This window comes from Bradyrhizobium diazoefficiens USDA 110 (assembly GCF_000011365.1).
GTDB lineage: Bacteria > Pseudomonadota > Alphaproteobacteria > Rhizobiales > Xanthobacteraceae > Bradyrhizobium > Bradyrhizobium diazoefficiens.
The window spans coordinates 3,512,258-3,539,147 of record NC_004463.1; the positions used below are offsets into that span (position 1 = coordinate 3,512,258).

24 protein-coding genes are annotated in these 26,890 nt (G+C 64.4%); 14 read left to right on the plus strand and 10 right to left on the minus strand.

The window, feature by feature from the left end:
- Window positions 1–6: 6 nt before the first annotated feature.
- Both BJA_RS15770 and BJA_RS15775 read right to left on the minus strand, forming a co-directional pair.
- Window positions 7–2,364 (minus strand): Orn/Lys/Arg decarboxylase N-terminal domain-containing protein, encoded by a 2,358-nt coding sequence (locus BJA_RS15770; RefSeq protein WP_038966057.1) that lies wholly within the window; start codon window positions 2,362–2,364, stop codon window positions 7–9.
- Between the two features lie 226 nt (window positions 2,365–2,590).
- The gene (locus tag BJA_RS15775; RefSeq protein ID WP_028172194.1) at window positions 2,591–3,070 is read right to left on the minus strand and encodes an Lrp/AsnC family transcriptional regulator; all 480 of its coding nucleotides are present in this window, start codon (window positions 3,068–3,070) and stop codon (window positions 2,591–2,593) included.
- A 141-nt stretch (window positions 3,071–3,211) separates the two neighbouring features.
- On the opposite strand from BJA_RS15775, the gene ald reads away from it, so the two are divergent.
- Window positions 3,212–4,327 carry an alanine dehydrogenase gene (gene ald / locus BJA_RS15780; RefSeq protein WP_011085963.1) on the plus strand — a complete coding sequence of 372 codons (1,116 nt, stop codon included), beginning with the start codon at window positions 3,212–3,214 and terminating at the stop codon, window positions 4,325–4,327.
- Window positions 4,328–4,464: 137 nt separating this feature from the next.
- On the opposite strand, the gene BJA_RS15785 is transcribed toward ald, so the two are convergent.
- The 3 genes from BJA_RS15785 to BJA_RS15795 are packed head-to-tail and all read right to left on the minus strand — an operon-like array spanning window position 4,465 to window position 8,503.
- Entirely contained in the window at window positions 4,465–6,375 is a 1,911-nt protein-coding gene (locus tag BJA_RS15785; protein ID WP_011085964.1) for a flavin-containing monooxygenase, read from the minus strand.
- A complete protein-coding gene (locus tag BJA_RS15790) occupies window positions 6,372–7,013 on the minus strand; it encodes a TetR/AcrR family transcriptional regulator (protein ID WP_011085965.1) in 642 nt (213 codons plus the stop codon). Before BJA_RS15790 ends, BJA_RS15785 begins: the two co-directional genes overlap by 4 nt.
- Window positions 7,010–8,503, minus strand: a complete 1,494-nt coding sequence (locus tag BJA_RS15795; protein WP_011085966.1) for an AMP-binding protein — start codon at window positions 8,501–8,503, stop codon at window positions 7,010–7,012. The genes BJA_RS15790 and BJA_RS15795 overlap by 4 nt, the downstream gene beginning before the upstream one ends.
- 171 nt (window positions 8,504–8,674) lie before the next feature.
- Between BJA_RS15795 and BJA_RS15800 the strand changes: the two genes are divergently transcribed.
- From BJA_RS15800 to BJA_RS15830, 7 genes are all read left to right on the plus strand, one after another.
- Window positions 8,675–9,934, plus strand: a complete 1,260-nt coding sequence (locus tag BJA_RS15800; RefSeq protein ID WP_011085967.1) for an ABC transporter substrate-binding protein — start codon at window positions 8,675–8,677, stop codon at window positions 9,932–9,934.
- 90 nt (window positions 9,935–10,024) lie between these two features.
- Entirely contained in the window at window positions 10,025–10,927 is a 903-nt protein-coding gene (locus BJA_RS15805) for a branched-chain amino acid ABC transporter permease (protein WP_011085968.1), read from the plus strand.
- Window positions 10,924–11,943 carry a branched-chain amino acid ABC transporter permease gene (locus BJA_RS15810; RefSeq protein ID WP_011085969.1) on the plus strand — a complete coding sequence of 340 codons (1,020 nt, stop codon included), beginning with the start codon at window positions 10,924–10,926 and terminating at the stop codon, window positions 11,941–11,943. The genes BJA_RS15805 and BJA_RS15810 overlap by 4 nt, the downstream gene beginning before the upstream one ends.
- Before the next feature lie 145 nt (window positions 11,944–12,088).
- Window positions 12,089–12,844 (plus strand): ABC transporter ATP-binding protein, encoded by a 756-nt coding sequence (locus BJA_RS15815; RefSeq protein ID WP_011085970.1) that lies wholly within the window; start codon window positions 12,089–12,091, stop codon window positions 12,842–12,844.
- A complete protein-coding gene (locus BJA_RS15820) occupies window positions 12,841–13,554 on the plus strand; it encodes an ABC transporter ATP-binding protein (protein WP_011085971.1) in 714 nt (237 codons plus the stop codon). The genes BJA_RS15815 and BJA_RS15820 overlap by 4 nt, the downstream gene beginning before the upstream one ends.
- Window positions 13,555–13,720: 166 nt before the next feature.
- Window positions 13,721–13,939, plus strand: a complete 219-nt coding sequence (locus tag BJA_RS15825) for a hypothetical protein (protein ID WP_028172186.1) — start codon at window positions 13,721–13,723, stop codon at window positions 13,937–13,939.
- A gap of 111 nt (window positions 13,940–14,050) precedes the next feature.
- The gene (locus BJA_RS15830; protein WP_011085973.1) at window positions 14,051–15,109 is read left to right on the plus strand and encodes a YeiH family protein; all 1,059 of its coding nucleotides are present in this window, start codon (window positions 14,051–14,053) and stop codon (window positions 15,107–15,109) included.
- A gap of 134 nt (window positions 15,110–15,243) precedes the next feature.
- On the opposite strand, the gene BJA_RS15835 is transcribed toward BJA_RS15830, so the two are convergent.
- The 5 genes from BJA_RS15835 to BJA_RS15855 form a co-directional block, all read right to left on the minus strand.
- Window positions 15,244–16,116 carry an ABC transporter ATP-binding protein gene (locus BJA_RS15835; RefSeq protein ID WP_038966063.1) on the minus strand — a complete coding sequence of 291 codons (873 nt, stop codon included), beginning with the start codon at window positions 16,114–16,116 and terminating at the stop codon, window positions 15,244–15,246.
- The gene (locus BJA_RS15840; RefSeq protein WP_011085975.1) at window positions 16,113–17,018 is read right to left on the minus strand and encodes an ABC transporter permease; all 906 of its coding nucleotides are present in this window, start codon (window positions 17,016–17,018) and stop codon (window positions 16,113–16,115) included. Before BJA_RS15840 ends, BJA_RS15835 begins: the two co-directional genes overlap by 4 nt.
- A complete protein-coding gene (locus BJA_RS15845) occupies window positions 17,015–18,436 on the minus strand; it encodes an ABC transporter substrate-binding protein (RefSeq protein WP_038966056.1) in 1,422 nt (473 codons plus the stop codon). Before BJA_RS15845 ends, BJA_RS15840 begins: the two co-directional genes overlap by 4 nt.
- Window positions 18,437–18,617: 181 nt before the next feature.
- Window positions 18,618–19,391, minus strand: a complete 774-nt coding sequence (locus BJA_RS15850) for a Crp/Fnr family transcriptional regulator (protein ID WP_171463750.1) — start codon at window positions 19,389–19,391, stop codon at window positions 18,618–18,620.
- A 358-nt stretch (window positions 19,392–19,749) separates the two neighbouring features.
- Window positions 19,750–20,046 (minus strand): gamma-butyrobetaine hydroxylase-like domain-containing protein, encoded by a 297-nt coding sequence (locus BJA_RS15855; RefSeq protein WP_038966062.1) that lies wholly within the window; start codon window positions 20,044–20,046, stop codon window positions 19,750–19,752.
- Between the two features lie 215 nt (window positions 20,047–20,261).
- On the opposite strand from BJA_RS15855, the gene BJA_RS15860 reads away from it, so the two are divergent.
- The 6 genes from BJA_RS15860 (at window position 20,262) to ytfQ (ending at window position 26,802) form a co-directional block, all read left to right on the plus strand.
- Window positions 20,262–21,035 carry a ferredoxin--NADP reductase gene (locus BJA_RS15860; protein ID WP_011085979.1) on the plus strand — a complete coding sequence of 258 codons (774 nt, stop codon included), beginning with the start codon at window positions 20,262–20,264 and terminating at the stop codon, window positions 21,033–21,035.
- A 102-nt stretch (window positions 21,036–21,137) separates the two neighbouring features.
- Window positions 21,138–22,880, plus strand: a complete 1,743-nt coding sequence (locus BJA_RS15865) for a fumarate reductase/succinate dehydrogenase flavoprotein subunit (protein ID WP_038966061.1) — start codon at window positions 21,138–21,140, stop codon at window positions 22,878–22,880.
- 31 nt (window positions 22,881–22,911) lie between these two features.
- Entirely contained in the window at window positions 22,912–23,145 is a 234-nt protein-coding gene (locus BJA_RS15870; protein WP_011085981.1) for a 4Fe-4S dicluster domain-containing protein, read from the plus strand.
- Window positions 23,146–23,147: 2 nt separating this feature from the next.
- Window positions 23,148–24,125: a HEAT repeat domain-containing protein gene (locus BJA_RS15875; RefSeq protein WP_038966055.1), complete on the plus strand. Its 978-nt coding sequence runs from the start codon at window positions 23,148–23,150 to the stop codon at window positions 24,123–24,125.
- Window positions 24,126–24,257: 132 nt separating this feature from the next.
- Entirely contained in the window at window positions 24,258–25,430 is a 1,173-nt protein-coding gene (locus BJA_RS15880) for a fumarylacetoacetate hydrolase family protein (protein WP_011085983.1), read from the plus strand.
- A gap of 406 nt (window positions 25,431–25,836) precedes the next feature.
- Window positions 25,837–26,802 (plus strand): galactofuranose ABC transporter, galactofuranose-binding protein YtfQ, encoded by a 966-nt coding sequence (gene ytfQ, locus BJA_RS15885; protein ID WP_011085984.1) that lies wholly within the window; start codon window positions 25,837–25,839, stop codon window positions 26,800–26,802.
- Window positions 26,803–26,890: the final 88 nt, after the last annotated feature.

Genomic DNA, 26,890 nt, shown 5'->3' on the forward strand with positions numbered 1-26,890 from the left:
CGGCACCTACTCGGCAACGACGTAAGTATAGAGCCCGATACGGCCCTGGGCATCGATCTCCTTGTAGACGCCCTGGATTTCGACGTCGAAGCCCGGGAACGTGTTGAAGCAGGTCTCGAACATCTTGAGATAATCGACCATGGGCTTGGCGCGTTCCGTCAGCCGCTCGCCGGGCACGATGGTGGCGATGCCGGGCGGATAGACTACGAAGGGCGTGGTGGCGATGCGGCCCGCGATCGCCTCGATCGGCAGATAGTCGACGTCGTTGCGGAACAAATAGCGGGCGGCATCGCGGGGCGACATCGCGATCTCAGGCATGTGCTCGGGCATGAACTGCCGCGCCTGGAGCGCGCTGACATCGGCGGCGCGGAAGAAACGGTGCATGTCGCCGCAGAGATCGCGCAGCCGCACGCCGGCATAGCGCGCCTGCCGCCGCTGGTAGAATTCCGGGATTGCGTCCGCCAGCAACGCATTGTCGTCGTGCAGCCTCTTGAAGGCGACGAGGCCGGAGATCAGCGTGCCGGCCTTGCTCGCCTCGACGCCGGGAGTGAGCAGGAAGAGCAGGGAGTTGAGGTCGTTCTTCTCGGGCACGATGCGGTTCTCGCGCAGATATTGCGCGACGACGGGGGCGGGGATGCCGTGCTCGGCATAGGCGCCGGTGGTGCGATCGAAGCCAGGCGTGAGCAGCGTCAGCTTGTTCGGATCGGTCATGGCAAAGCCTTCCGCGAGATCGGGAAAGCCGTGCCAGTTGGTATCCGGAGAGAGTTGCCACAAGGCGGGATTGGTGGCGAGCTCGTCGGTGGACAGCGTCTCCCAGGCGACATTGTGGGCGGCGCCGGGGCGACTGACGTCGGGGATGGCGACGCGATCCGGGACGAAGGGCTCGAAGAACCAGCGCCGATCGGGGTTCTGCTCCTTCTCCTCGAACTCACGCCGCATTGCGCGGATCTTCTTGCGCAGCTCGATGCCGAGCCGGATCGTGTCGTCCCACAGCACTTCGCCGGAGCGCCCCTTCATCATCTGCGCGCCGACGTCGAGGGATGCGAACAGCGGATAGAACGGTGACGTGGAAGCGTGCTGCATGAAGCTTTCGTTGAAGCGGCGATGCTCGACGCGCCGCTTCTGGCCGCGGATGTGACGGTCCTTGATGTGGATTTGCGAGGCCTGCGAGAAGCTCGCGAGTTGCTTGTGGGTCGACTGCGTCGCGATGATGCCGGGCGCTTCCGGGGGAAGGTTCGCGAGGCCCATGGCGAAGCGGCCGGCATAGAGCGGGTGGAATTTCATGAAGCCGGCCCAGGCCTCGTCGAACAGGATGTATTCGCAGAGATGGCCGATGCGCTTCAGGATCATCTCGGCGCTGTGGATCGAGCCGTCATAGGTGCACTGTTCGACCACGGCGACGCGGAACGGCCGTTCCTTGCGCCAGGCGTCGCGATCCCTAACCAGCGGATGGTTGCGGATCGCCTCGCGCAGCGCCTTCTCGTCGAGCACGTCCCAGCGCATCGGGCCGATCAGGCCCCAGGCGTTGCGAATGGTCGGGACGTAGACCGGGATGCCGCCATTGATCATCAGCGCGCCGTGATGAGCGGCCTTGTGGTTGTTGCGGTCGAACAGCACGAGATCGCCGTCGGTGACGAGCGCGCCGAGCGCGACCTTGTTCGAGGTCGAGGTGCCGTTGAGCACGAAATAGGTCTTCTCCGCGCCGAAGATCGCCGCTGCCTCCTTCTGCGCCTTCAGCGCCGGGCCCTCATGGGTAAGGAGGTCGCCGAGGTCGAGCACGGAATTGTCGAGGTCGTCGCGGAACACGGATTCGCCGAGATGCTCGACGAACACCCGGCCGATCGGGCTGCGATTGTAGAACACGCCGCCATTGTGGCCCGGACAGGTCCAGAGCTGGTTGCCTTCCTCGGCATAGTCGACCAGCGCGCCGAAGAACGGCGTCTTCAGCGTCTCGGCATATTGCTTGAGCCGGCTGATCAGGTTCTTGGCGATGAAGGTCGGCGTCTCCTCGGAGAGGAAGACATAGCCGTCGATGAAGTCGAGCACCTCGACCGGCAGATCCTCGAACCGCTTGCGCCGGATCAGCAGGATGATCGGGAAGTCGAGGCCGCGGCGCCGCATCAAATTGATCAGCGCCGAGGTCTTGCCCTCCAGGCCCTTCTTGCCCCAGTCCACCACCATGCAGCCGATCGCGGCGTCGGTCTGCACCGCGATCTCCGCGTCCTCCAGCTTGCGGGCCCGGACGACCTCGAAGCCGGAGCGCTGGATTTCCTCGATGATCTGGTTGAAGCGGACGCCTTCGAGGTCGTCGGCGTCGAACACGGGTGCGGCGAACAGGAAGTTGAAGCGCTTGAAATAGTCCATTGTCTGTCCCGAATGTACTGGAGACACAGCTCTCGGCACATTCGATGACAGTTGGATGACAGGAGCTGCGGCTGGCGTTTCGCCTCTCCCCGCTTGCGGGGAGAGGCGGATTGCGCAGCAATTCGGGTGAGGAGGAGCTTCCGCGAGTCCGACTATCACCGCCTTTGTGGGTGCAGCCCCTCACCCCAAGCCCTCTCCCGTAAGAACGGGGAGAGGGAGAAGTCCGCTACCGCTTGGCCTCGCTGAACACCACCGTCGGCACGGCGCGGTTGACGACTTCACGCAGCGCAAAGCTCGATTGCACCCGCGCGACGCGCGGCAGGCGTGACAGCTCGGTGCGGTGGATGCGCTCGAAATCCTGGATGTCGCGCGCGAGCACGATCAGGATGTAGTCGTCGGTGCCCGACATCAGGAAGCAACGCACGACGGAGGGGCATTTCACCACCTCCGCCTCGAACGCTTTCAGCGCCTCGTCGCTCTGGCTCTCCAGCGCAATGCGCACCAGCACCGTCGTGGTGAGGCCGAACTGCGCCAGGTCGAGCGCGGCCTGATAGGCCTGGATGTAGCCGTCGTCCTCCAGCGCCTTCTGCCGCCGCGCCAGCGCCGTGCTGGATAGTCCGACCTTGTTGGCAAGCTCGGTGTGGCTGGCCCGCGCGTTGGTCGTGAGTTCCGCGAGGATGGCGAGGTCTTTCCGGTCGAGGGCCAATGTTTCGTTTCCAGCGTGAAAGGGCACTTCGGCGCCGGAAACCGGCGCGGAGATCGCGAAACTAGCTGATATTTGCACGAAACCAAACTGGACCCGTCGCTACCATGGCGAGGTGAATCAAGACGTTGGAAGGAGCCCAGGATGCGTGTCGGTGTGCCCAAGGAGATCAAGGTGCAGGAATATCGCGTCGGGCTCACCCCGGGCGCGGTCCGTGAATATGTCGCGGCCGGGCATCAGGTGACGGTCGAGACCGGCGCCGGCAGCGGCATCGGTGCCTCCGACGAGGTCTATCGGCGGGCAGGGGCGGAGATCGCCGGAAGCGCCCGCGACGTCTTCGCCAGCTCCGACATGATCGTGAAGGTGAAGGAGCCGCAGAAGAGCGAATGGACCCAGCTTCGCGAAAGCCAGATCCTGTTTACTTACCTCCATCTTGCACCGGACCCCGAACAGGCCAAGGGCTTGCTCGCCTCCGGCTGTACGGCGATCGCCTATGAAACCGTCACCGACGCGGCCGGTCGCCTCCCCCTGCTTGCGCCGATGAGCGAAGTCGCCGGCCGCCTCGCCATCGAGGCCGCTGGCGCCGCGCTCAAGCGGTCGGCCGGCGGTCGCGGGCTTTTGCTGGGCGGCGTGCCCGGCGTGCAGCCGGCGCGGGTCGTCGTGCTCGGCGGCGGCGTGGTGGGAACACAGGCCGCGCGCATGGCCGCGGGCCTTGGCGCGGAGGTCACGGTGATCGATCGCTCGATTCCCCGGCTGCGCGAGCTGGATGATGTCTTTCTCGGACGGGTGCGCACCCGGTTTTCAACCATCGAGGCGGTCGAGGAGGAGGTCTTTGCCGCCGACGTCGTGATCGGTGCGGTGCTGGTGCCGGGCGCGAGCGCGCCGAAACTCGTCACGCGCGCGATGCTGAAATCGATGCGGCCGGGCGCGGTGCTGGTCGACGTCGCCATCGACCAGGGCGGTTGCTTCGAGACCTCTCATGCGACCACGCACACGGACCCGACCTACGAGGTCGACGGCGTCGTGCATTATTGCGTCGCCAACATGCCGGGTGCGGTGCCTGTCACGTCGAGCCAGGCGCTGAACAATGCGACGCTGCCGTTCGGCCTGATGCTCGCGAACAAGGGTTTTGCGGCGGTGCTGGAGAACCCGCATTTGCGCAACGGCCTGAATGTCCACCGTGGCCGCATCACCAACAAGGCGGTCGCGGAAAGCCTCGGGCTGGAGTTCGCTCCGGTGGAGACCGGGCTCGCGGCGTAGACGGGCCGCCAGTTCCGTCATTGCGAGCGTAGCGAAGCAATCCAGAGTATCTCCACGCAAAGATTCTGGATTGCTTCGCTGCGCTCGCAATGACGACGTGGAGAGAGGGTGCGCCGGCGTTGTGGGCGCCATCAACTCTACGCCTTCGTCAGCCTGTACTGCCCAAGATCCGGATCATGCGTCATGCGCCAGTAATCCACGAAGCGCCAGGGCATCGCGGAAAACACGCGGCCGCTTGAGTTGCGATAGTAAGTCGTCATGCCCGGATGGGTCCAGATCATGCCCTCGTGCTCGGCGTCGACCTTGCGGACGTAATCGTCGAGCACGTCCGGACGGACGTCGATCGCTGCGACATCGCGCTCGATCATGTCGGCCAGGCACGCCGAGATGTAGCGGCTCTGGCACTCCGACTGGAAGATGACGCTGCCGCCATGCGCGGGACCTGAGTTCGGGCCGAGCATGCAGAAGAAGTTGGGGAAATCAGGCACGGTAAGGCCGAGGAACGCGGTCGGATTGTCGTTGCCCCAGGCCTCGCGCAAATTCTTGCCGTTGCGGCCGCTGATGTTCAGGCGCGCCGCCATCTCCGTGACCTTGAAGCCGGTCGCGACCGCGATGATATCCGCGGGGCGGCGCTTGCCGTCCGCGGTGACGATGCCGCCCTGGTCGAAACGGTCGATCGCGTCGGTGACGAGCTCCACGTTCGGTCGCGTCAACGTCTTGAACCAGTTGTTGTCGAGCAGGATGCGCTTGCCGTAAGGCGGATAGGTCGGCACGCATTTTTCGATCAGGTCGGGGCGGTCCTTCAGCTCGGTGAGGATGAAGTCGGTCAGCTCCTGCCGGTGGCGGTCGTTGCCCTTGTTGACGGCGCGCTCCGGATGCGGCCAGGCCGGGTCCTTGCGCAGGAACGGCAGCAGGCCGTCGCCATAGCGCCAGAACATGTTGAAGCGATACCACTGCACATAGAACGGCAGATGCGCCAGCAGCCAGCGCGCACCCTCGCTGATCGGGTCGGAATAGCCCTTCACCGGCCGCGCCCATTGCGCGCTGCGCTGATAGACGGTGACCGAGGCAACACGGCCGGCAATCGCCGGCACCAGCTGCATCGCGGTCGCGCCGGTGCCGATCACGGCGACGTGCTTGCCGTCCAGATCGATATCGCCGGACCATAACGCCGAATGCAGGATCGTGCCCTTGAAGCTTTCTTCGCCTTTGAAGCGCGCGCGGGAGGGATCGTTGAGCTGGCCGATCGCGCTGACCAGCGCGGTGGATTCGAAGGTCTCTTCTCCGTCCTTGGTCCTGAGCGTGGAAATCCAGCGCCTCTTGCCTTCGTCCCAGCGCGACGAGGTCAGCTCGGTGTTGACGCGCAAATGCTCGCGGATGCCGTATTCATCGGCGACCTTCAGGAGATAGCCGAGCAGCTCCTCGCGCTGGCAGAAGTACCGCGTCCATGCGTTGCGCGAGCCGAACGAATACGAATAGGAATGGTTCGGTGTATCGACGCCGCAGCCGGGATAGCGGTTGATCCACCAGGTGCCGCCGAGCTCGTCGTTCTTCTCGACGATGGTGTAGGGGATGCCGAGATGACCGAGCGCCACGCCGAGCGCGATGGCGCAGACGCCGGCGCCGACGATCAGAACGTGCTGCTCCGCGAGCTTGTCGTCGGAAGGACGCGTCGTCCATCGTGTCTCGCGCGGCACAAAGCCCATCTCCTCGCGCATCAGGGGCGCATATTCCGGCGCGACGTTCTCGCCGAGGCAGGCGCGCATCATCTTCAAGAGCAGCTCTTCGCCGGGGTCGGTAATGACCGGCTGCGGCGAGCCATTGGCGAAGAGGTTGACCACCGCGGCGCGGATTTCGTCCTGGATCTCCTTCGGCACGCCGGCTTCGGGATCGGGAATGAGGCGGATGTCGCGCTTGGGCAAGTACGGCGGCTCGAGCCAGCGCGCCTCGCCGGTCATGTGCACCAGCACCATCAGGAGGCAGCGGATGTCGCCTTCGGCGATCGCCGAGGCGACGTCGAGCGGGTGGTGGGGAGATGCGATGTTCATGGCGTTTCCTGATCTCCCGGTGAACTGAACAGGCCGCGCGTCATCAGCTTGCGATAGGCGGAGATGACGTGGTCGGGCACGGCGGTGACGCCGCCTTCCGAATAGGAGTAGCGGCGGCTGAGATAACCGCGCGCGCCCATCAGCATGTGGACGATCGCCTCGAATTCCTCGTCGCTGTAATCCTCGATCGCACCCGCAAGGCGGGCGCGGCGCAGGATGCGGACATAGGCGACCGAGATGTTGTCGAGATGTTTTTGGTAGCCGATCGGGGCAAAAAATTCGGCCTCGTTGAGGATGCGCAGGAATTCCGGCACCTCGCGGATGAAGTCGAAGAAGGCGGAGAAGCGCTCGATCTCCTGCCGCGCCGCATCCGCCGTGCCGGTGCGGGCGCGGATGAACCCGACCATGTCGAGGCCGATCTTGGGCAGCAGCTGGTCGAGCAGCTCCTGGCGGTTCTCGAAATGGTTGTAGAAGGTGCCTTGCGCGACGCCGGCCTGCTCGGTGATGCGGGCGACGGAGGCTTCGGCATAACCATGCTTGCCGACGACCTTGGTCGCGGCGTCAAAGATCTTCTGCTTGGTCCAGGCGTTGCGCTCGACGCGGTTGAGCTTTGTGACCTTGGCATTCGCTTGCGTCATTCAGACGTCTCCAGCTCGGCGCGCAGCACGCGCTTGAGGATCTTTCCGCTCGGGTTGCGCGGCAGGCTGTCGCGGACGACGAGCTGCTTCGGCACCTTGAAACTCGCCAGCCGCGCGCGGCAATGTTCGGTAAGGGCAGGGAGCTCGAGGCTCGCACCTTCCGCCAGCACGACGATGGCGACGGGCCGCTCGCCCCAGCGCGCATCGCGCAGGCCGATCACCGCGACCTCGCGCACCTCTGATAGCTCGTAGATGACGCGTTCGACCTCGGAGGAGGCGATGTTCTCGCCGCCGGAGATGATCATGTCCTTCTTGCGATCGGTCAGATACAGAAAGCCCTCGTCGTCGAGATAGCCGACGTCGCCGCTGCGGAACCAGTCGCCGAAGAAAGCCGCAGCCGTCTTCTCCGAGTCCTTCCAGTAGCCGCGGGTGATCTTCGGCCCGCACAGGCAGATCTCGCCGTTGACGTTCGGCGGCAGCGTCCTGCCCTCCTCGTCGCGGATCTCGATCTCGACATGGGCGATGGCGCGCCCGGTCGAGCCGATCTTCTCGATCTCGCGGCCGGCCTCCATGAAGGTGTCGCCGCCGACGGTCTCGGTGAGGCCATAGGCGTCGATGTAGCGCGCATTGCGGAAATATTCCGAGAAGGCGCGGATGCGCAGCTCCGGCGTCTTCTCGCCGCCGCCGATCGCCCATGTCAGGCTGGAGACGTCGTAGCGATCGCGGGTGGGGCAGGTGAGCATCGCCGTGGTCATGACCGGCGCGAACCAGGCGGCGTTGAGCCTGTCTTCGGCGATGGCCGCAAGTGCGGTCTCCGGTTCGAAATTGCGTTCGATGCGGATGAAGCCGCCATGCCAGAGCACGGCAATGCCGGGCAGGTCGAGTGCTCCGACGTGATAGAGCGGACCGACGACGAGGAGGCGCGTCTCGGCGCTGAGACCCAGCGCGATGGTCTGGTCGGCGGACTTCCAGTAGAAATTATCGTAAGACAGCATCACGCCCTTGGGGCGGTCGGTCGTGCCCGAGGTGTACATGAGCCGCATCAGGTCGGACGGCGCCCGGACGTGCATTGGCGCAGCCGCAGCGCCGCCCGCGAGACGCGTAACGCTCTGCTGGGCGGCTTCGTCCAGCACGACGATCTTCGCGCCCGCCGCGTTCGCGGCCAATTCCTCATCGACCATCAGAAGGCGCGCGCCGGCATTGCCGGCGATGTAGCCGACCTCGTCACGGGAGAGGCGGAAGTTGATCGGCAGAAAAACCGCGCCGAGATGGCTGGTGGCGAACACCAGCTCCAGGAACGCCGCGCTGTTCTTCATCAGCACGGCCACGACATCGCCGGCGCCAATGCCCTGCGCGGCCAGCCAGCCGGCCGCTTTCCGGATGCGCGCGTCGAAGACGGCGTAGGAGATCTCCTCGCCGCGGTATTTCAGCGCGGGCCGCTCCGGCGTGCGCCGGGCATGAAAGGCGATAAAGCTCGACAGGTTGATCATTGTGCGGGTTTTGGGCCGGTTGCGGCCTCATGTCCTCCCTTGATGAATTCTGACTCGTAATTCATCTTTGGCTTGACGTCACCCCCCTACCTCTGAAATCCTTGGGAACACGGAGACGAGACGATCTCCGACAGGGATTTGGAAACGCCGACCCGACAGAGGGAGGGAAAAATGACGAGAACCCGCACGCCGGGCATCAGCCGCCGTTCAACGCTGGCGCTGATGGGCGCCGGTGCGATGAGTGTTGCAGCGCCCTGGGTGGCGCGCGCCCAGGCCAAGACCATCAAGGTCGGCATGCCGACGATTCTGTCGGGCCGCGTGGCGCAGCTCGGCACGTCCTCGCGCAACGCGGTGATGCTCGAGGTCGACAAGGTCAATGCCGCCGGCGGCCTTGCCGGGCGTCCCATCGAGATGGTGATCCGCGATTCCAAGGGCCAGCCGCAGGAAGCCGCGCGCGTCGCGCGCGAGCTCGTCAACACCGATGGCTGCGAATGGCTGATCGACGGCGAGGCCTCGTCCGGATCGTTCGCGGTGCACGAGGTGGCGCGCGATCTCGGCGTGCTCTGCGTCCACACCTGCTCGGAGGCATCCTCGCTCACCGCCGATCCGAAGCAGCACATCCCGAACGCGTTCCGCTGCGTGCGCCAGGGCATCCACGATTCCATCGTCGGCGGCAGTTATGCAGCGGCGATCTCCAAAGCCAAGGGCCTGAAGAAGTGGGCGACCTGTTCGCCGGACTATGCCTATGGCCGCGACACCACCGGCGAGTTCACGCTGTACCTGAAGCGCTTCGCGCCGGACGTCGAGGTCATCAGCGAGTCCTGGCCAAAGCTGTTCCAGCCCGACTACACCGAAGTGGTGACCAAGATCCTCCAGGCCAAGCCGCAGGCGCTGTACTCCTGCCTGTGGGGCGGCGATCTCACCTCCTACATCGACCAGGCCAACATCTACGCGATGTTCAGCCAGATGGAGGTGTTCGCGGTCAACATGGCCGACTACACCGCGCTCACGGTGGTGAAGAACCTGCCCAAGGGCATCCACTCCGGCAACCGCTACATCAAGACCTTCCCGACCACGCCGGAGAATGCCGCCTGGGGCGATGCCTACAAGTCCAAGTACAACGAGTACCCGACCAACTGGTCGTGGCAGAACGCGACCGCGGTGATGTTCCTGGCCGAAGCCGCCAAGAAGGCGAACGCCACCGACGGCAAGAAGATCGCCGAGGTGCTGGCCGGCCTCACCATCAAGTGCCCGTTCGGCGCCGACGGCACCGTGACCATGCGCGGCGATGATCACACCCTCGTCGGCTACGCCATCGGCTGGGGCACCACGATCCCGCAGGAGCCTTATGTGCCCGAGGTCAAGGCCGGCGACTGGAAGACGATCTTCGAGCTCGAGGCCGAGTGGAAGAAGAGCAAAGGCTACACCTGACCGCGCGCGAGGCGGAGGCGACCAACCGTCTCCGCCTGTTTCGTTTGATTCTCCGCGCCAGGTCCGGCGCGCTGCAATGAAAGTGCTCCCGTGGATCTCGACGCGCTCGCCGGCTGCCTCTCCAGCTCCGCCTGCCTGGTGACGCAAACCACCAGCGGCCTCATCATCGGCATGCTGCTGTTTCTGGTCGCGGTCGGGCTGACGCTGATCTTCGGTGTGCTCAAGGTCGTCAATTTCAGCCACGGCGCCTTCTATATGTTCGGCGCCTATTTTGCGATGACGGCCTATCATCTCACCGACAGCTTTGCGCTGGCGATGCTGGCGGGTGCGGGCGGCACCGCCATCCTCGGCCTGATCTTCGAGCGCGTCTTCATGAGCCGCGTCTATGGCGCCGACGTCTTGATGCAGCTCCTCGTCTGCTACGCCTTCGTGCTGATCTTCGATGATGTCGTGCGCATCATCTGGGGCCCCGAGTTCAAGTCGATGGGCATGCCTGCGGCGTTCCAGGTGATGCCGCTGTTCATCGCCGGCGGCGTGGTGCCGCCTTATTACCTGCTGCTGATCGGCGTCGCGCTCGTCGCGGCCATCGTGCTCGGCATTGGGCTGTCGCGCAGCCGCATTGGCAAGGTGATCCGCGCCGCCGCGCACAATCCCGGCATGGTGTCGGCGCTCGGCATCAACACCGGCCTGATCTATGGCGGCGTGTTCGCGCTCGGCGGCATGCTGGCGGGGCTGGCTGGTGCACTTGCCGCGCCGGTGCGCTCGCTCACCCCCGGCATGGGATTCTCGGTGCTGATCGAATCCTTCATCGTCACCGTGATCGGCGGCATGGGCTCGATCCTGGGCGCACTGATCGGCGCGCTGCTGATCGGCCTGATCCGCTCGTTCGGCTCGCTCGGCTTTCCCCTGTTCACGGAAGGTCTGATGTACCTGTTCATGGTGATCGTGCTGGTCTCCAAGCCCACCGGCCTGTTCGGCAAGGAGGCGGCATGACCGAGCTGGAGGCCGGACGCGCGCAGACGCTGGCGCCGGTGCGCAGCGGCGCGGCACTTCATCGCTACCGCGACGTCCTGATCGCGCTGGTCGCCTTCGCCGTGCTGGCGAGCCTGCCGCTTTTCACCGGCAGCAAGGCGCTGCTCGACTTCGTCATCCGCTGCTCGGCTTACGGCCTGTTCGCGACCTCGCTCAACCTCCTGGTCGGCTACACCGGGCTGACCTCGTTCGGCCACGGCATGTTCTTCGGCCTTGGCGCCTACAGTTTCGGCCTGATCATGCAGAAGCTTGGCCTGCCCATTCCGGTCGCCTTCGTCGCGACGCTGGTGATCACGGCGCTCATCGCCGCCGTGATCGGCGCGATCTGCGTGCGGCTGAAGGAGATCTACTTTGCCTTCGTCACGCTGGCGTTCCAGATGCTGATCCACTCGACCATCCTGTCCTGGGCGTCCTTCACCGGCGGTGACCAGGGCCTGCGCGGCGGCATCCCGCGTCCCGCGTTCCTTGGCATCGATCTGTCGAACCACGTCCATCTCTATGTCACGAGCTGCGCGCTCCTTGTCCTTGGCCTGCTCGCGATGCGCCAGATCGCGCAATCGCCGTTCGGCTACACGCTGCGCATGATCCGCGACAACGCCGCGCGCGCAAGCTTCCTCGGCATCGACGTCTGGCGCGCAAAGCTCACCGTGTTCGTGCTGGCGGCGCTGTTCGCGGCGATGGGCGGCATGGTGATGGCGCTGTTCGTCTCCGGCGCCTATCCGGAATTCGCCTATTGGACCATCTCGGGCGAAGCCATCTTCATCAACATGCTCGGCGGCGTCTCGACCTTCCTGGGGCCGATGGTCGGCACCGTGCTGCTGCTGCTGCTCAATGACACCGTGACGCGGTACACCGAGTACCACGGCATCGTGCTCGGCGTGGTCATCCTGTTCTTCGCACTGGGCCTGCGCAAAGGCCTGCTCGATTTCGTCGCCGAATGGTTCGCACACCGGCGCGACGCCGGCGAGGGACGCTAGCGATGTCAGGTGTATCCATCGGGCAGTCATTCCGGGGCGCACGAAGTGCGAACCCGGAACTTCGAGATTCCGGGTCTGGTCCTGACGGACCATCCCGGAATGACAATGCCAGACAACGGCGCGAGACAGGCGAGGGGCGCTAGCGATGCTCGAGATCCGCAACCTCGCAAAGTCCTTTGGCGGCGTGAAGGCGACCAACGACGTGACGCTCGACTTCCCCGATGGCTCGCTCACCGCCGTGATCGGCCCGAACGGCGCCGGCAAGAGCACCTTCTTCAACCTGATCACCGGCGCCTTGAGGCCGGATTCCGGCGAGGTCCTGCTCGACGGCGTCGATCTCGCCGGGCGTTCGCCGCCGGAGATCGTGCGCCACGGCATCGGCCGCGCTTTCCAGGTCGCCAGCATCTTCAAATCGCTGACGGTGCAGGAAACCATGCTCGCCGCGGTCAGCGCCGATCAGCGCACTTCCGCAGTGCTGCACAAGCGCTTTCCCTTGCCCGAGACGCGCGATCGCGCCGAGCATGTGATGGAGCTGTTAGGCCTGTCCGGCAAGCGCAACCGCACCGCGGCGACGCTGTCGCATGGCGATCAGAAGCTGCTCGACATCGCGCTGGCGCTCGTGCTCGAACCAAAGGTGCTGCTGCTGGACGAGCCGACCGCCGGCATGGGCCCGGAGGAGCGCTGGCGCATGATCGACAAGGTGCGCGAGCTCTGGGAGACGCAAAAGATCACCGTCGTCTTCATCGAGCACGACATGGACATCGTGTTCAAGATCGCGCCGAAGATCGTCGTGCTTTGCTATGGCCGCATCCTCGCCACCGGCACGCCCGACGAGATCCGCAACAACAGCGCGGTGATCGAGGCCTATCTCGGCACCGAACATGCGGGAGCGGCCGCATGAGCGCAGCCATCATCGAGGTCGCCGATCTCGACGTCTATTACGGTACCAGCCAGATCCTGTTCGGCGTCGGCCTTTCCGTGCGGCAGGGCGAGACCATGGCGCTGCTCGGCCGCAATGGCGCCGGCAAGTCGACGACCATGAAGGCGATCATGGGTCTGGCGCCGCCGCGGCGGGGCAGGGTCAGCCTGCGCGGCGCGGTGATATCAGGCCGGAAGCCGCACCATATCGCCCGCGCCGGGCTCGGCTTCGTGCCGGAGGACCGCCAGATCTTCCCGGAGCACACGGTCGAGGACAATCTCGTCATCGGTCGCAAGAAGGGGCCGGAAGGCCAGGACGAGTGGCCGATCAAGCGCATCTATGAAGTCTTCCCGCTGCTGGAGCCGCTGCGCCATCGCATCGCCGGACGCCTGTCGGGCGGTGAGCAGCAGATGCTGGCGATCGCGCGCACGCTGATGGGCAATCCGGCGCTGCTGCTGCTCGATGAGCCCAGCGAAGGGCTCGCGCCGATCATCGTGCAGCGGATCGGCGAGCTTTTGCGCCAGCTCCGCCAGCTCGGCTCGACCGTGCTGATCGCCGAGCAGAACATGCATTTCTGCCTTGGCCTGGCGAGCCATGCCACGGTGATCGACAAGGGCCAGATCGTCTATGCCGCCGGAATCGACGAGCTGAAGGCCAACGAGGCGATCCGGCGGCGTTATCTGGCCCTGTAGCCTGGGCGCCGGTGTCCAAATAGGCCGGAAGAAGAAAACTATTGTCCCGGGGGTGTCCGACGGAAGGAGTTTCCCCGTCGAGGCGCAAAAACGCCAATCGCTTCCATTGCCGTTTGGGGCCGAAACGACGACATTCCGTTCAGAATTTGATGGATTGGCGCAAGCTATGGAACGCACTCGATTTGAACCCTTCGGCGAGCAGCTGGTGTCCGCGACGGACACCCAGCCCAAGTCGCGCGCCTCGAAGCTCCTGTTGCGGGCCGGTACCACGCTGTTCTGGTCGCTGGTCGCGGGCATCGTGCTCGCGCGCGCGGCCTTCTTTGAGCCGGGCATCTATGACGGCTTCAGCCGCGTCGCCTCGCTGGCCAAAAACCTGATCTTCTGAGCCGGTTTATTCCGGGTCGAGGACAGAACTTCCCTCGGCCCTGATATGTCGAAAACTTATTTCCCAATTGGATCGTGCTGCGTATAAATCTTTCTCCTCTGGGAGAGATTTGTGTCGCAGAATCAAGCATCCAGCCCGGCCGATGCCAAGCCGGCCACCGCCATAAGCCGCATTGCGGCGCTGATTCCGGGCATCCTCCTCTGCATTGCCGTCGCCGGCGTCTCCGCCCTGCTGGAGCGGGCGGAACTGGGCGTGTTCGAGCATCCCTATGTCGAGGCGCTGGTGATGGCGATCCTGCTCGGCATGGCCTTGCGCAGCTTCTGGAAGCCCGCGCCGCGCTGGCAGGCCGGCATCGCCTTCAGCGCAAAACAGCTGCTTGAAGTCGCAGTCATGCTGCTGGGAGCCTCGATCAGCTTCGCGGCCATCGCCGCCTCGGGCATCGCGCTGCTGGCATCGATCGCCGCGGTCGTCGTGATCGCGCTCTGCGTCTCCTTCGGCCTCAGCCGGCTGCTCGGCCTGTCGACCCGGCTGTCGATCCTGATCGCCTGCGGCAACTCTATCTGCGGCAATTCGGCGATCGCGGCCGTGGCGCCGATCATCGGCGCCAACAACGACGAGATCGCGTCCTCGATCTCCTTCACGGCGATCCTCGGCGTCATGATGGTGCTCGGCCTGCCGCTGCTGATCCCGCTGCTGCAACTCTCCGCCACGCAATACGGGATTCTCGCGGGCCTCACCGTCTATGCGGTGCCGCAGGTGCTCGCGGCGACGGTGCCGGCCGGCCTCGTCTCGACGCAGATCGGCACGCTGGTGAAATTGATGCGTGTGCTGATGCTCGGACCGGTCGTCGTCGGCCTGTCCCTCGTCGCCTCGCGTTGGCAGAGCGACGCCAAGAAGACCAATGTCGGCTTCTTCCGCCTGGTCCCGTGGTTCATCCTCGGCTTCCTCGCGCTGGCGACGCTGCGCTCGCTGGAGATCGTCCCTAGCACGGTGGTCGGACCGGTGACCAAGATCACCAGCTTTTTGACGGTGGTGTCGATGGCGGCGCTGGGCCTCGGCGTCGACGTCCGCGTGCTCGCCAATGTCGGCGGACGGGTGACGGCTGCGGTGACGCTGTCGCTGATGCTGCTGCTCGGCATCAGCATCGCGCTGGTGCATTGGTTTAAGTGATTAGAACGAACTGCCGTAGGGTGGGCAAAGGCGCGAAGGCGCCGTGCCCACCACGTATCCACATTCATGATGAAGATGGTGGGCACGCTTCGCTTTGCCCACCCTACGAGGCCCGCAAACGGGGCGAGGTTAAGTCAAATCACATCTGCCAGCGAATGCCCGTGCAGCTCGATGTTCAGCCCCTGCATGCCCATGTCGGTGATCTCGCCGCCCATCGCCTTCAGGCTTTCCTCGCGGATCAGCGACATCAGCCCGCGGCGCAGGCCCAAAAACTCCGACGACATCATCATCGCTTGCTGCCGCGGCCGCTCCAGCGGGATCGGAATCTCCGCCTTGATCGAGCCGGGGCGGGCGGTCATGCAGTAGACGCGGTCGGACAGGAAGATCGCCTCGTCGATGTCGTGGGTGACGAACAGCACCGAGATCTTCAGCCGCTGCCACATATTGGTGAGGATCTGCTGCATGATGACGCGGGTCTGCGCGTCGAGCGCGCCGAACGGCTCGTCCAGCAGCAGCACCTTCGGTCCCGTCGCGAGCGCACGGACGATGCCGACGCGCTGCTTCATGCCGCCGGAGAGTTTTTCCGGATAATGCTTCTCGAAGGCCTCTAGCCCGGCAAGTCCCAGCAGCGTGCGCGCGGCGCGCTCGCGCTGCGAGCGCGCCATGCCGCGCATCTTCAGGCCGAACTCGACATTCTCCCGCACCGTCTTCCAGGGAAACAGCGAATATTGCTGGAACACCATGCCGCGCTCGGCGCTGGGGCCGTTGACGCGCTCGCCGTCGACGGTGACGATGCCTGTGGTGGGCTTGAGGAATCCCGCGACCGCGTTGAGCAGCGTGGACTTTCCGCAGCCGGAGGGACCGACGATCGAGACGAACTCGCCGGGCTTCACATGGATCTGCGTATCGGTGACGGCCTGAACCGGTCCCTCGATACTGTCATAGCTGAGCGAGAAGTTCCGGACTTCGATATGGCCCTTCGACGGGTTCGCGAACATCTCGCTCATGTCGACCTCCACGGCATCACCAATTGTCCCGCGCCCCTGATGAGCAGGCTCGATCCGAGGCCGAGCACGCCGATCGCGATCATGCCGAGCGCGATGTCGGCATACTGGACCAGCGAATAGGCCTCCCAGGTGAAGTAGCCGATGCCGTACTGACCCGAGATCATCTCGGCGGCGATCAGCGACACCCAGGCGACGCCCATGCCGACTGTGAGGCCGGTGAAGATGTGCGGCAGCGAGGCCGGGAAATACACCTCGCGGAAGATCGAGCGTTCGCGCGCGCCGAGACACTGCGCGGCGCGCACCAGAACGGGATCGACCAGCGACATGCCGTGCAGCGTGTTGACCAGGATCGGGAAGAACGAGCCGAGGAAGGTGATGAAGACGATGCTCTGCTCGTTGGTCGGCCACAGCATGATCGCCATCGGCACCCAGGCGATCGCCGGAATCGGCCGCAGCACCTCGGCGACCGGGAAGATGATCTCATGCACCAGCTTGAAACGGCCCATGATCAGGCCGAGCGGCACGCCGACGATGGCCGCGAGCGAGAAGCCGATGAAGATGCGCCGGCAGCTCAACACGATGTGCATCAGGAACTTGGGATCGTGGATCGCCTTGGTGAAGCTGGCATAGACCGCGAGCGGCGAGGGCACGTTGGTGAAGCGCACGAAGAACACGACGCGGTAGGTCGTGAGCAGGTGCCAGACCAGCAGGAACGCGATCAGCGAGGCGATGCCAATCGCGGTCGCGCGCAGCCGGCCCTGGTTGAGACGATACCAGCGCAGCGCGAGCGTGCCGAAGGAGGGCGGTGTCTTGGGCGGAGCGGTGGGCGCCGGGCCCGCCTCCGCGACTGCTGTTGCCGGCATGCTGTCCTCGGGATGTCTGAGGAGGGCGGGACTGCTCACGTCTTGCCTCCGCCGACCGCCGCCTTCACCGCATCGTCGAAGCCGAGCACCTTGCCGCCGATCTTGGCCGCATGGGCTTCGGCATCCTTCTTCAGCAGGAACGGCGCGACGTCGCCATTGCCGACCGCGAAGAAGGCCTGGTCGGCGAACAGCTTGATGCCGCGGGTGGTGTCGAAGACGTAGGCCACGTTGATCTTCTTGCCCTTGGCCTTGAAGTCGGCATAGGCGCCTAACGTGCAGGCCGCGGACGCGAACGGTAGGATGCCGGCTTCATCCACCCAGACCTCGCCGGCCTTGCGCGGATCGGTGATCGGCTTCTTGCAGAAGCTGTCTTCGCCCGTGATTTCGTAGTTCTTGGTGCTCGCAAGCTGCGCGTCATAGTCGAGCTTCATCTCGGCATAGGCCTTGCGGATGTAGCTGTCGTCGACCCATTTCTTCGGATCGAACTCCTTCATGCGGCCGAGGTTCTGCAGCACCTTGACATCGGTCGTGGCGGCATCGATCAGCGCCGGCTTGATCGTCGGGTCTGTGGTCATGTTGCCGCTGGGGCCGAGGAAGATATAGACGACCTCCTTGTTGATCCCGGTCCACTCCTGGATCTTTTCGGCGGCAAGCTTGGGATCGTCGCGTAGCCACTGGTTGGCGGCGATCAGCGCCTTGAAGTAGGCGACGACGACCTCGGGATATTTTTCCGCGAAGTCGGTGCGGACCACGATGCCGTGGAAAGTCGGCAGATTGGTCTCGACGCCGTCGAAGATCTTTCGCGCGAAGCCGCGGAACGGCAGCAGCTCGGCGAAGGGGACGAAGTCGGCATGCGCGTCGATCTTCTTTTCCTGGAGATTGGTCGAGCCGACCTCCGGGCTCTGGCTGACGAGCTGGAAGAAGTCGGATGTGTAGCCGCGGTCCTGCATCGCCTTGAGCACCATGCCGTGCGCGGCGGAGCCGAACGGCACGCTGACCAGCTTGCCCTTGAGATCGGCGAGATCGTAGTAGGGCGAGTCCTTGTGGACGACGAGGCCGTTGCCGGAGCCGGACAGGCTGTAGGCGGCGATGCCGATCAGGCGGCTCTTGCTCTCCGGATTGCTCTCGAAGGTGAAGCCGTTCACGATCAGCGGATAGTCGCCCATCATGCCGATCTGCAGCTTGTTCGCCATCATCGCGTTGGTGACGGGCGGGCCGGAGGTGAAGTTCTGCCACTCCAGCTCGAACTTGATGTTGGCGTATTTGCCTTCCTTCGGCAGATATTTTTCGAGGAGATGAAGCTGGCGGATCACGACGCCGGCGGTCACCGTGTTGGTCGTGGTGTCCTGCGTTCCGATGCCGAGCGTCACGGTTTCCGCCGAAGCCGGCTGCGCGAGGATCAGCGCCAGCGACGTCACCGACATCGCGATCGAGAGCGTGGGAAGATGGCGGACCATTCTCATCCTCATTCGGTTGGATGTGCTGTGGTTGCCATGATTGGGTGAGGGCCTGGACAGGGCAAATCCGGAATGAGCGCCGCAGTCGATTAGTTGCCGGGAAAAGCTAATTGCATACTCCTTGGGCAGTCCTGCACTATAAAGCCGCTTGCCTGTGCAGCGGCCGTGGTCGCGGGCTCCCTTAATCGGACGCCTGGCCGCGCATCTCCTCCAGCACGTCGGTCCGGCACACCACGATCTGCGAGCGCTTGGTCACGACGATTCCCTTCTCCTGCATGCGCTTCAGGCTGATCGTGACCCATTGCCTGGTGGCGCCGACCATGTGGGCGATGTCGGCATGGGTGAAGGCGGCCGCGATCACCCGGCCGTCCGCATCATCGACGCCGTAGAGCTCGACGAGATGCAGCAAGAGATGCGCAAGGCGCTGGGTGATCGAGCGCGTTCCCAGCATCTGCGCCAGCGCGGAATAGCATTTGCCCTTGAAGGTGAGGCCTTCGATCAGGCCGATCGCAAGGTTCGGGATCTCTGCGGCAAGGGACCGCAGTTCCTTTCCGGGAAGGTGCACCACGCTGCAATTGCTGGATGCGACGCCGGACCATTGATGCACGGTGCCTTCGAACACCTCCGGCCCGCCGACGAAATTGCCGACATGCCAATAGGCCAGCGTGATCTCGCGTCCGAGCGGGGAGGTGTAGAACACGCGGATGCGGCCGCTCTCGATCAGCCAGATGCCGTCATGCTTGCCGCCCTGGCTGAACAGCGTCTGGCCGCGGTTGAGCACCTTGCGGCGGCCCTGCTTCAGCACCAGCTCCCGCTCGCGCGGCGTCAGCTTGTCCATCAGCGCCGGCGGTCCGCCGATCCATTGCTGGTTCTCGGTGAGCAGCAGCGAGGAGCTTCCGGCAGGCCGGACTGCCGGGGGAACAGCCCCGCGAACCACATTGGCCGCCTGCAACATCACCTGCCTCCGGAACGTTCAAGTCGTTCTAAAGAGGAGCAATGTCCGTGCCAGATTCACTCCGCTGTCATCGCCCGGCTTGACCGAGCGATCCAGTATTCCAGAGGCGTCAATGGGTTATTGAGAGGCCGCGGCGTACTGGATTCCCCGCCTTCGCGGTGAATGACAGCGGAATTTGTGGCTTGGCTAGCGCGCCTCACCAACATCGTCGTCCTGGACAAGCGAGCGAAGCGGAGCGCTGATCCAGGACCCATTACCACACGTGTGCGTTGTTGCGCGGCCATGTTGCCACAGCCCGCTTTTGCAACTTGCTCTTGGGGTAATGGGTCCTGGCTTTCGCCAGGACGACATCGATGGGTTAGCGCCCCGCCAAGCTCAGCAGATACGGCTTGGGGTAAATCCCCCGGTTATGCCCATCCGAAAACGAGATGTTGAGCCCATATCCGAGATCGCCGATCTCGGTGATGGCAATCCCCGGAAACGCGTCCGGGAAGCGGCCGTCGAAGCGGGCGCGGGTGCAATGGGCGCACTTGCAGGAGAGGCGAAGCTGTTCGGCGGGCAGGCTCAAGGCATCGTCCTGCGTGGTGCGGACGAGGAGCGCGGCGAGATCGGCGCTGGCTTCGTAGTCGGCTACGGTCGGTGCCACCAAAGTCATGGTCATGACGAACCTCCGACTCCTCTCTACGTCGTTGTGACACAACTGCGATAGCAACTAATTGCCAGCGCGCGTGCGCTCGCCTGACCTTCGCTGCCTGCTCTTCAGTCACCGCCCGCGAAATGTGAAACTAATCGACCGGAAATTTCACTTACGAATTGCCGGACTCTCCTCGCTCCGAAACCTTGGGCGTCGTCGATGGCCAAGGAGAGACCATGAGCGCATTTCAGAGGGAAACGGTTTTGTCGGTCAGGCACTGGACCGAGTCCCTGTTCAGCTTCACCGCGACACGCGATCCGGGCTTCCGCTTCCAGAACGGCCAGTTCGCCATGATCGGCCTGGAGGTCGAGGGCAAGCCGTTGATGCGGGCCTACAGCATGGCGAGCGCCAACCACGAGGAGGCGCTCGAGTTCTTCTCGATCAAGGTGCAGGACGGCCCGCTGACCTCGCGCCTCCAGAAGATCAGGGAAGGCGACATCATCCTGGTCGGCCGCAAGGCGACCGGCACGCTGATCACCGGCAACCTCATTCCCGGCAAGCGCCTCTTGCTGCTCTCGACCGGCACGGGACTCGCGCCGTTCGCCAGCCTGATCAAGGACCCTGACGTCTACGAGAATTACGAGACCATCGTGCTCGCCCATGGCTGCCGCCAGGTCTCGGAGCTTGCCTATGGCGAGCACCTCGTCGAAGGCCTGCGCAACCACGAATTCTTCGGTCCCCTGATCCGCGACAGGCTGATCTACTACCCGACCGTGACCCGCGAGCCGTTCCGCAACCGCGGCCGCATCACCGATCTGATCGCCTCGAACCAGCTGTTCGACGACATCGGGCTGCCGGGCCTCGATATCGAGACCGACCGCATCATGCTGTGCGGCAGCCCGGCGATGCTGGAGGAACTCCCTGCGATGTTTTCCGCGCGCGGCTTTGTCGAGGGCAATCACAGCCAGCCCGGCCATTTCGTGATCGAAAAGGCCTTTGTCGAGCGCTGAGGCGCAAATCGCGGCCCGGCGACAACTAATTGCTATCGCCGGAACGTCACCTGAACAAATCTGATGCAAAGGCGCCGGCTATCGGCGAACCAGGAGCAAGCGATGGCACTAGATCAGATCGTCGACGGACTTTCGGAGGTTTCCTGCGATGTGCTGGTCATCGGCGGCGGCACGGCCGGCCCGATGGCGGCGCTCAAGGCGAAGCTGAAGAATCCGAAGGCCAATGTCGTCCTGCTCGAGAAGGCGAACGTCAAGCGCTCCGGCGCGATCTCCATGGGCATGGACGGGCTGAACAACGCGGTCATCCCCGGTTACGCGACGCCGGAGCAGTACACCAAGGAAATCACCATCGCCAATGACGGCATCGTCGACCAGAAGGCGGTCTATAAATACGCGCAGAACTGCTACAAGATCATAGAAGAGCTCGACAGTTTCGGCATCCGCTTCCTGAAGAACGAGAACGGCGACTACGCCGTCAAGAAGGTGCATCACATCGGCACCTATGTGCTGCCGATGCCGAACGGCGAGACCGTGAAGAAGGCGCTGTACCGTCAGCTCCGCCGTGCCCGCATCCTGATCTCCAACCGCTACATGGCGACGCGGCTGCTGAAATCGTCTGATGGCCGCATCGCCGGCGCGATCTCCGTCAACACGCGAACGGCCGAAATGCTGGTCATCAAGGCCAAGGCGGTGATCCTGTGCATGGGCGCCGCCGGCCGCCTCGGTCTGCCGACCTCCGGCTACATGTTCGGCACCTATGAGAACGCCGCCAATTCCGGCGACGGCTACTCCATGGCCTATCACGCCGGCGCGGCGCTCGCGAACCTCGAATGCTACCAGATCAATCCGCTGATCAAGGACTATAACGGCCCGGCCTGCGCCTATGTCGCCGGTCCCTTCGGCGCCTTCACCGCCAACAACGAAGGCTCGCGTTTCATCGAATGCGACTACTGGTCCGGCCAGATGATGCTGGAGTTCTACAACGAGCTCTTGTCCGGCAAGGGGCCGGTGTTCCTCCAGCTCAAGCATCTTCACCCCGACACCATCTCGGAGATCGAATCCACGCTGCACAAGGTCGAGCGTCCGACGCGCGGCCTGTTCCAGCAGGGACGCGGCGTCGACTACCGCAGCGAATCGATCGAGATGCACATCTCCGAGATCGGCTTCTGCTCCGGCCACAGCGCCTCCGGCGTGTTCGTCGACGACAATGCCCGCACCACCGTGCCCGGCCTCTACGCCGCCGGCGACATGGCGAGCGTGCCGCACAACTACATGCTCGGCGCCTTCACCAACGGCTCGGTCGCCGGCATCGACGCGATGGAGTTCGCCGACAGCCACGACTTTGCGGAGTTCGACGCCGCCGATGTTGCGATGGAGCGCGACCGCGTGATGGCGCCGACCAAGCGCGAGGACGGCATTCCGCCGAACCAGGTCGAATACAAGACCCGGCGCCTGGTCAACGACTATCTCCAGCCGCCGAAAGTCACGCGCAAATACGAGCTCGGCATGCGCCGCCTTGCCGAGGCGCGTCAAGACATGCAGGAACACATGATCGCGCGCAACGCGCACGAGCTGCTGCGCGCGCTCGAAGTGCAGTCGATCATGGACTGCGCCGACTTGGCGGTGCATGCCTCGCTCTACCGCGAGGAGAGCCGCTGGGGCCTCTATCACTGGCGCACGGATTTCCCGGAGAAGGACAACGAGAACTGGTTCTGCCACACGCTGCTCAGCAAGCAGGACGGCAAGATGACCAGCGAGAAACGTGCCGTGGAGCCGTACGTCGTGCCGATCGCCGACGACGAGAAGGACCTCTACGACAAGCAGCGCATCCGCGCCTCCGCCTGATCCACCAGACCATAGCAACAGGAGACATAAAATGCCTCTCGCGTCCTATCAAACATCGGTTCCGGTGGTCGTCGACGATGCCAAATGCATCGCCGACAAGGGCTGCACCGTCTGCGTCGACGTCTGCCCGCTCGACGTGCTCCGCATCAGCGAGATGACCAACAAGGCCTACATGGCCTATGACGAGTGCTGGTACTGCATGCCCTGCGAGGCCGATTGCCCGACCGGCGCCGTCACCGTCAACATTCCCTATCTGTTGAGGTGATCATGTCGAGCCCGTTCGAATCCTACGACGATCTCGAAGACGCCGACGAGCGGCTTCAGGCCGCCGATCCCGCCGAGCGCCGCGTCGCCATCATCGCGCTCGGCCATTCCGGCGATCCCGCCGCGGTCGGCCATCTCGCCAACATGGTCGCCGATCCCGATGCCGGCGTGCGCCAGCAGGTCGCGATGGCGCTCGGCGAGTTCGACGGGCCGGAGGCCGCGAGCGCGCTGGTCAAGCTGCTGGTCGATCCTGAAAGGATCGTGGCATCGGCCGCGGCCGACAGCATGGCCGAGTTCAAGGATCCGGCCTGTGCCGAAATCATCCTGCCGCTGGTCAAGCATGCCCACGCTTTCGTCCGCATGGGCGCACTGCGCGCGCTGAAGGAGTTGCGCTGCAAGGACACGTTGAAGCCGGCGCTGGAAGCGCTCCAGGACACGGACGCCGCCGTGCGCGTGCAGGCGATCGGCGTGATCGGCTTCCTCAAGCTGGAAGAATCCATCCCGGCGCTGACCGCGCTGATCAACGACCCTGATGCGCATGTGCGCCGCGCCGCCGTGAGTGCGCTGGCGTTCTCGCAGATGAAGCCGGCCGCCGAGACGATCACACGCGCGCTGAAGGACAGCGATTGGATGGTGCGCGAGATGGCGGCCGAAACGCTGGGCCTCAATGTCAACGGCTCGCTCGCCGCAGAGCAGCTCGTGGCTTCGCTTGGCGACGAATTCTGGCAGGTGCGGCTGAAGGCGATCCGCAGCCTCGGCAGGATGAAGATCGAGCGCGCGGTGCGCCCGATCGGCAATTGCATCAACCATGACCAGGCCAATTTGCGGAAAGAGGCGGCCGCCGCGCTCGGCGAGATCGCCCATCCCGACGGCGAGGCGTTCCTCGCCGTCATCGCCGACGATGCCGACCCTGATGTCCGCAAGAACGCACGCTGGGCACTCCAGCAGATCGCGGCCCGCAAAGCGCGCGCAGGCGCATAGAGGCGCGGGCAGGGGCATAGCGGGTCTTCGCGGCCGGTCTGGACTTCCCCTGCCAGACGTTTATTGGTCTTCGCCAACGGGATCGGCGGCTGTAAACGCGGCTGATCCTTAGAAGCAGCGAGGACGCCGGCCATGACCACACTGACAGTCAAAGACCTTCTCCCCGAGGACGGCACGCGGGGAACACTCGTCGGCCGCGTCTGGCTGCCGCAGGTCAATGGTCCGGCCGTGGTCGCCGTGCGCGGCGACGGTGTCTTCGACGTCACCGCCAAATTTCCGACCGTCAGCGCGCTTTGCGAAGAGGACAATCCCGCCAAGGCGCTCGCCGCGACCGGGGGGGAGCGCATCGGCGATCTCGACGCCATCGTGGCCAATACGGCCCCCGATGGACGTGACCCCAAGAAGCCGTGGCTGCTCGCGCCGGTCGATCTCCAGACCCTGAAGGCGGCCGGCGTCACCTTCGCGATCTCGATGCTGGAGCGCGTCATCGAGGAGCGCGCCAAGGGCAATCCGGCCTCGGCCGAAGCGATCCGGAAAGAGGTGACGCGGCTGATCGGCGACGATCTGTCAAAGCTCAAGCCGGGCTCGGACCAGGCGATGCACCTGAAGCAGGTGCTGATCGATCAGAACGCCTGGAGCCAGTACCTCGAGGTCGGCATCGGTCCCGATGCCGAGGTCTTCACCAAGGCACCGACCCTGTCCTCGGTCGGCACCGGCATGGACGCCGGCCTGCATCCGAAGTCCACCTGGAACAACCCCGAGCCGGAGCTGGTGCTGTTCGTCTCGAGCCGCGGCAAGATCGTCGGCGGTTCGCTTGGCAACGACGTCAATCTGCGCGACTTCGAGGGGCGCTCGGCGCTCTTGCTCTCGAAGGCCAAGGACAACAACGCGTCCTGCGCGATCGGTCCGCTGCTGCGCCTGTTCGACGACACCTTCACGCTCGACGATGCGCGCAAGCTCGACATCAGCCTGAACGTGAAGGGCACCGATGGCTTCGTCCTCGATGGCCATTCCTCGATCAGCAAGATCAGCCGCGATCCGACCGACCTCGTCGAGCAGACCATCGGCAAGGTCCATCAATACCCTGACGGCTTCGTGCTGTTCCTCGGCACCATGTTCGCGCCGGTCAAGGATCGCGATGCGCCGGGGCAGGGCTTCACTCACAAGCGCGACGATATCGTCACCATCGCCGCGCCCCAGCTCGGCAAGCTGGTCAACCGCATGCGCACCAGCGACGAGTGCGAGCCGTGGACCTTCGGCTTCAGTGCGCTGATGAAGAACCTCGCGCAGCGGAAGCTGATCTAGCTTCTTTTTCGCCTCTCCCTGCTTGCGGGGAGAGGCCGGAATTTGCGCGAAGCGCGAATTCCGGGTGAGGGGGAGTCTCCGCGAGTCGATTTGGTCGACCTACGCCGAGCTCCACACATCGTCATTGCGAGCGCCCTCACCCCAACCCTCTCCCCGCAAGCGGGGCGAGGGAGCGCACCTTCATCTCCTCGTTGCATCGCTGGAACAAAATCGCGCTGGGTGTGTCATAGAGCCACCCAGTCCGCCAACGCGCGGTTTCCTCCAAATAGTCAAATAATATGACTAGTCGGAACCGATCTTCCGTGAAATAGTGCCTCCCGCCGCCCGCAAAGGGCGGTCTGCAGGTGCCATGCTACCAATCGGCGCCTGAGATAAACACAAGATCACTTCTTGGGAGACACGCCTGATGATCCTCAAAGCCCTCTTTGCAGCCAGCGCCACGGCCGCGTTGCTGCTCGCGCTGCCGGCGAATGCCGCCGAGCTCACCATCGGCTTCTCGCAGATCGGATCGGAATCCGGCTGGCGCGCGGCCGAGACCTCGGTCTCCAAGCAGGAGGCCGCCAAGCGCAAGGTCAATCTCAAGATCGCCGACGCCCAGCAGAAGCAGGAGAACCAGATCAAGGCGATCCGCTCCTTCATCGCGCAGAACGTCGATGCGATCTTCCTCGCGCCCGTCGTCTCGACCGGCTGGGACTCGGTGCTGAAGGAAGCCAAGGAGGCCAAGATCCCGGTCGTGCTGCTCGACCGCGACATCGATCCCTCCGGCAAGGAACTCTATCTCACCGCCGTCACGTCGGACAGCGTGCACGAAGGCGAGGTCGCCGGCGACTGGCTGGCCAAGACCGTCGGCGGCAAGGCCTGCAACATCGTCGAATTGCAGGGCACGGTCGGCGCCAGCGTCGCTGCCAACCGCAAGAAGGGTTTTGACACTGCCATCGCCAAGCACGCGAACCTGAAAGTGGTGCGCAGCCAGACCGGCGACTTCACCCGCGCCAAGGGCAAGGAAGTGATGGAGAGCTTCATCAAGGCCGAAGGCGGCGGCAAGTCGATCTGCGCGGTCTACGCGCACAACGACGACATGATGGTCGGCGCGATCCAGGCGATGAAGGAAGCCGGCCTCAAGCCCGGCAAGGAGATCCTCACCGTCTCGATCGACGCGGTTCCCGATATCTTCAAGGCCATGGCCGCCGGCGAAGCCAATGCCACGGTCGAGCTGACGCCGAACATGGCGGGCCCCGCACTCGATGCCATCGCGGCCTTCAAGGACAAGGGCACCGTTCCGCCCAAGTGGATCCAGACCGAGTCCAAGCTCTATACCGCGGCCGATGATCCGCAGAAGATCTACGACAGCAAGAAGGGCCTCGGTTACTGAGGCGGGCGCCGTGCCGGACCGCCCATTTGTGGTCCGGCACCCCCTTCGGCACCGCTGCGCGAACGAATAGGCTGGGTGTCCGCAGCAT

Coding starts and splice junctions, on each gene's coding strand:
- BJA_RS15845 (WP_038966056.1), bottom strand. CDS start 18,436: ATGGTCCGCCATCTTCCCACGCTCTCGATCGCGATGTCGGTGACGTCG.
- BJA_RS15865 (WP_038966061.1), top strand. CDS start 21,138: ATGGCACTAGATCAGATCGTCGACGGACTTTCGGAGGTTTCCTGCGAT.
- BJA_RS15800 (WP_011085967.1), top strand. CDS start 8,675: ATGACGAGAACCCGCACGCCGGGCATCAGCCGCCGTTCAACGCTGGCG.
- BJA_RS15855 (WP_038966062.1), bottom strand. CDS start 20,046: ATGACTTTGGTGGCACCGACCGTAGCCGACTACGAAGCCAGCGCCGAT.
- BJA_RS15810 (WP_011085969.1), top strand. CDS start 10,924: ATGACCGAGCTGGAGGCCGGACGCGCGCAGACGCTGGCGCCGGTGCGC.
- BJA_RS15785 (WP_011085964.1), bottom strand. CDS start 6,375: ATGAACATCGCATCTCCCCACCACCCGCTCGACGTCGCCTCGGCGATC.
- BJA_RS15835 (WP_038966063.1), bottom strand. CDS start 16,116: ATGAGCGAGATGTTCGCGAACCCGTCGAAGGGCCATATCGAAGTCCGG.
- ald (WP_011085963.1), top strand. CDS start 3,212: ATGCGTGTCGGTGTGCCCAAGGAGATCAAGGTGCAGGAATATCGCGTC.
- BJA_RS15770 (WP_038966057.1), bottom strand. CDS start 2,364: ATGGACTATTTCAAGCGCTTCAACTTCCTGTTCGCCGCACCCGTGTTC.
- BJA_RS15860 (WP_011085979.1), top strand. CDS start 20,262: ATGAGCGCATTTCAGAGGGAAACGGTTTTGTCGGTCAGGCACTGGACC.
- BJA_RS15850 (WP_171463750.1), bottom strand. CDS start 19,391: ATGTTGCAGGCGGCCAATGTGGTTCGCGGGGCTGTTCCCCCGGCAGTC.
- BJA_RS15790 (WP_011085965.1), bottom strand. CDS start 7,013: ATGACGCAAGCGAATGCCAAGGTCACAAAGCTCAACCGCGTCGAGCGC.
- BJA_RS15875 (WP_038966055.1), top strand. CDS start 23,148: ATGTCGAGCCCGTTCGAATCCTACGACGATCTCGAAGACGCCGACGAG.
- BJA_RS15820 (WP_011085971.1), top strand. CDS start 12,841: ATGAGCGCAGCCATCATCGAGGTCGCCGATCTCGACGTCTATTACGGT.
- ytfQ (WP_011085984.1), top strand. CDS start 25,837: ATGATCCTCAAAGCCCTCTTTGCAGCCAGCGCCACGGCCGCGTTGCTG.
- BJA_RS15795 (WP_011085966.1), bottom strand. CDS start 8,503: ATGATCAACCTGTCGAGCTTTATCGCCTTTCATGCCCGGCGCACGCCG.
- BJA_RS15815 (WP_011085970.1), top strand. CDS start 12,089: ATGCTCGAGATCCGCAACCTCGCAAAGTCCTTTGGCGGCGTGAAGGCG.
- BJA_RS15870 (WP_011085981.1), top strand. CDS start 22,912: ATGCCTCTCGCGTCCTATCAAACATCGGTTCCGGTGGTCGTCGACGAT.
- BJA_RS15880 (WP_011085983.1), top strand. CDS start 24,258: ATGACCACACTGACAGTCAAAGACCTTCTCCCCGAGGACGGCACGCGG.
- BJA_RS15825 (WP_028172186.1), top strand. CDS start 13,721: ATGGAACGCACTCGATTTGAACCCTTCGGCGAGCAGCTGGTGTCCGCG.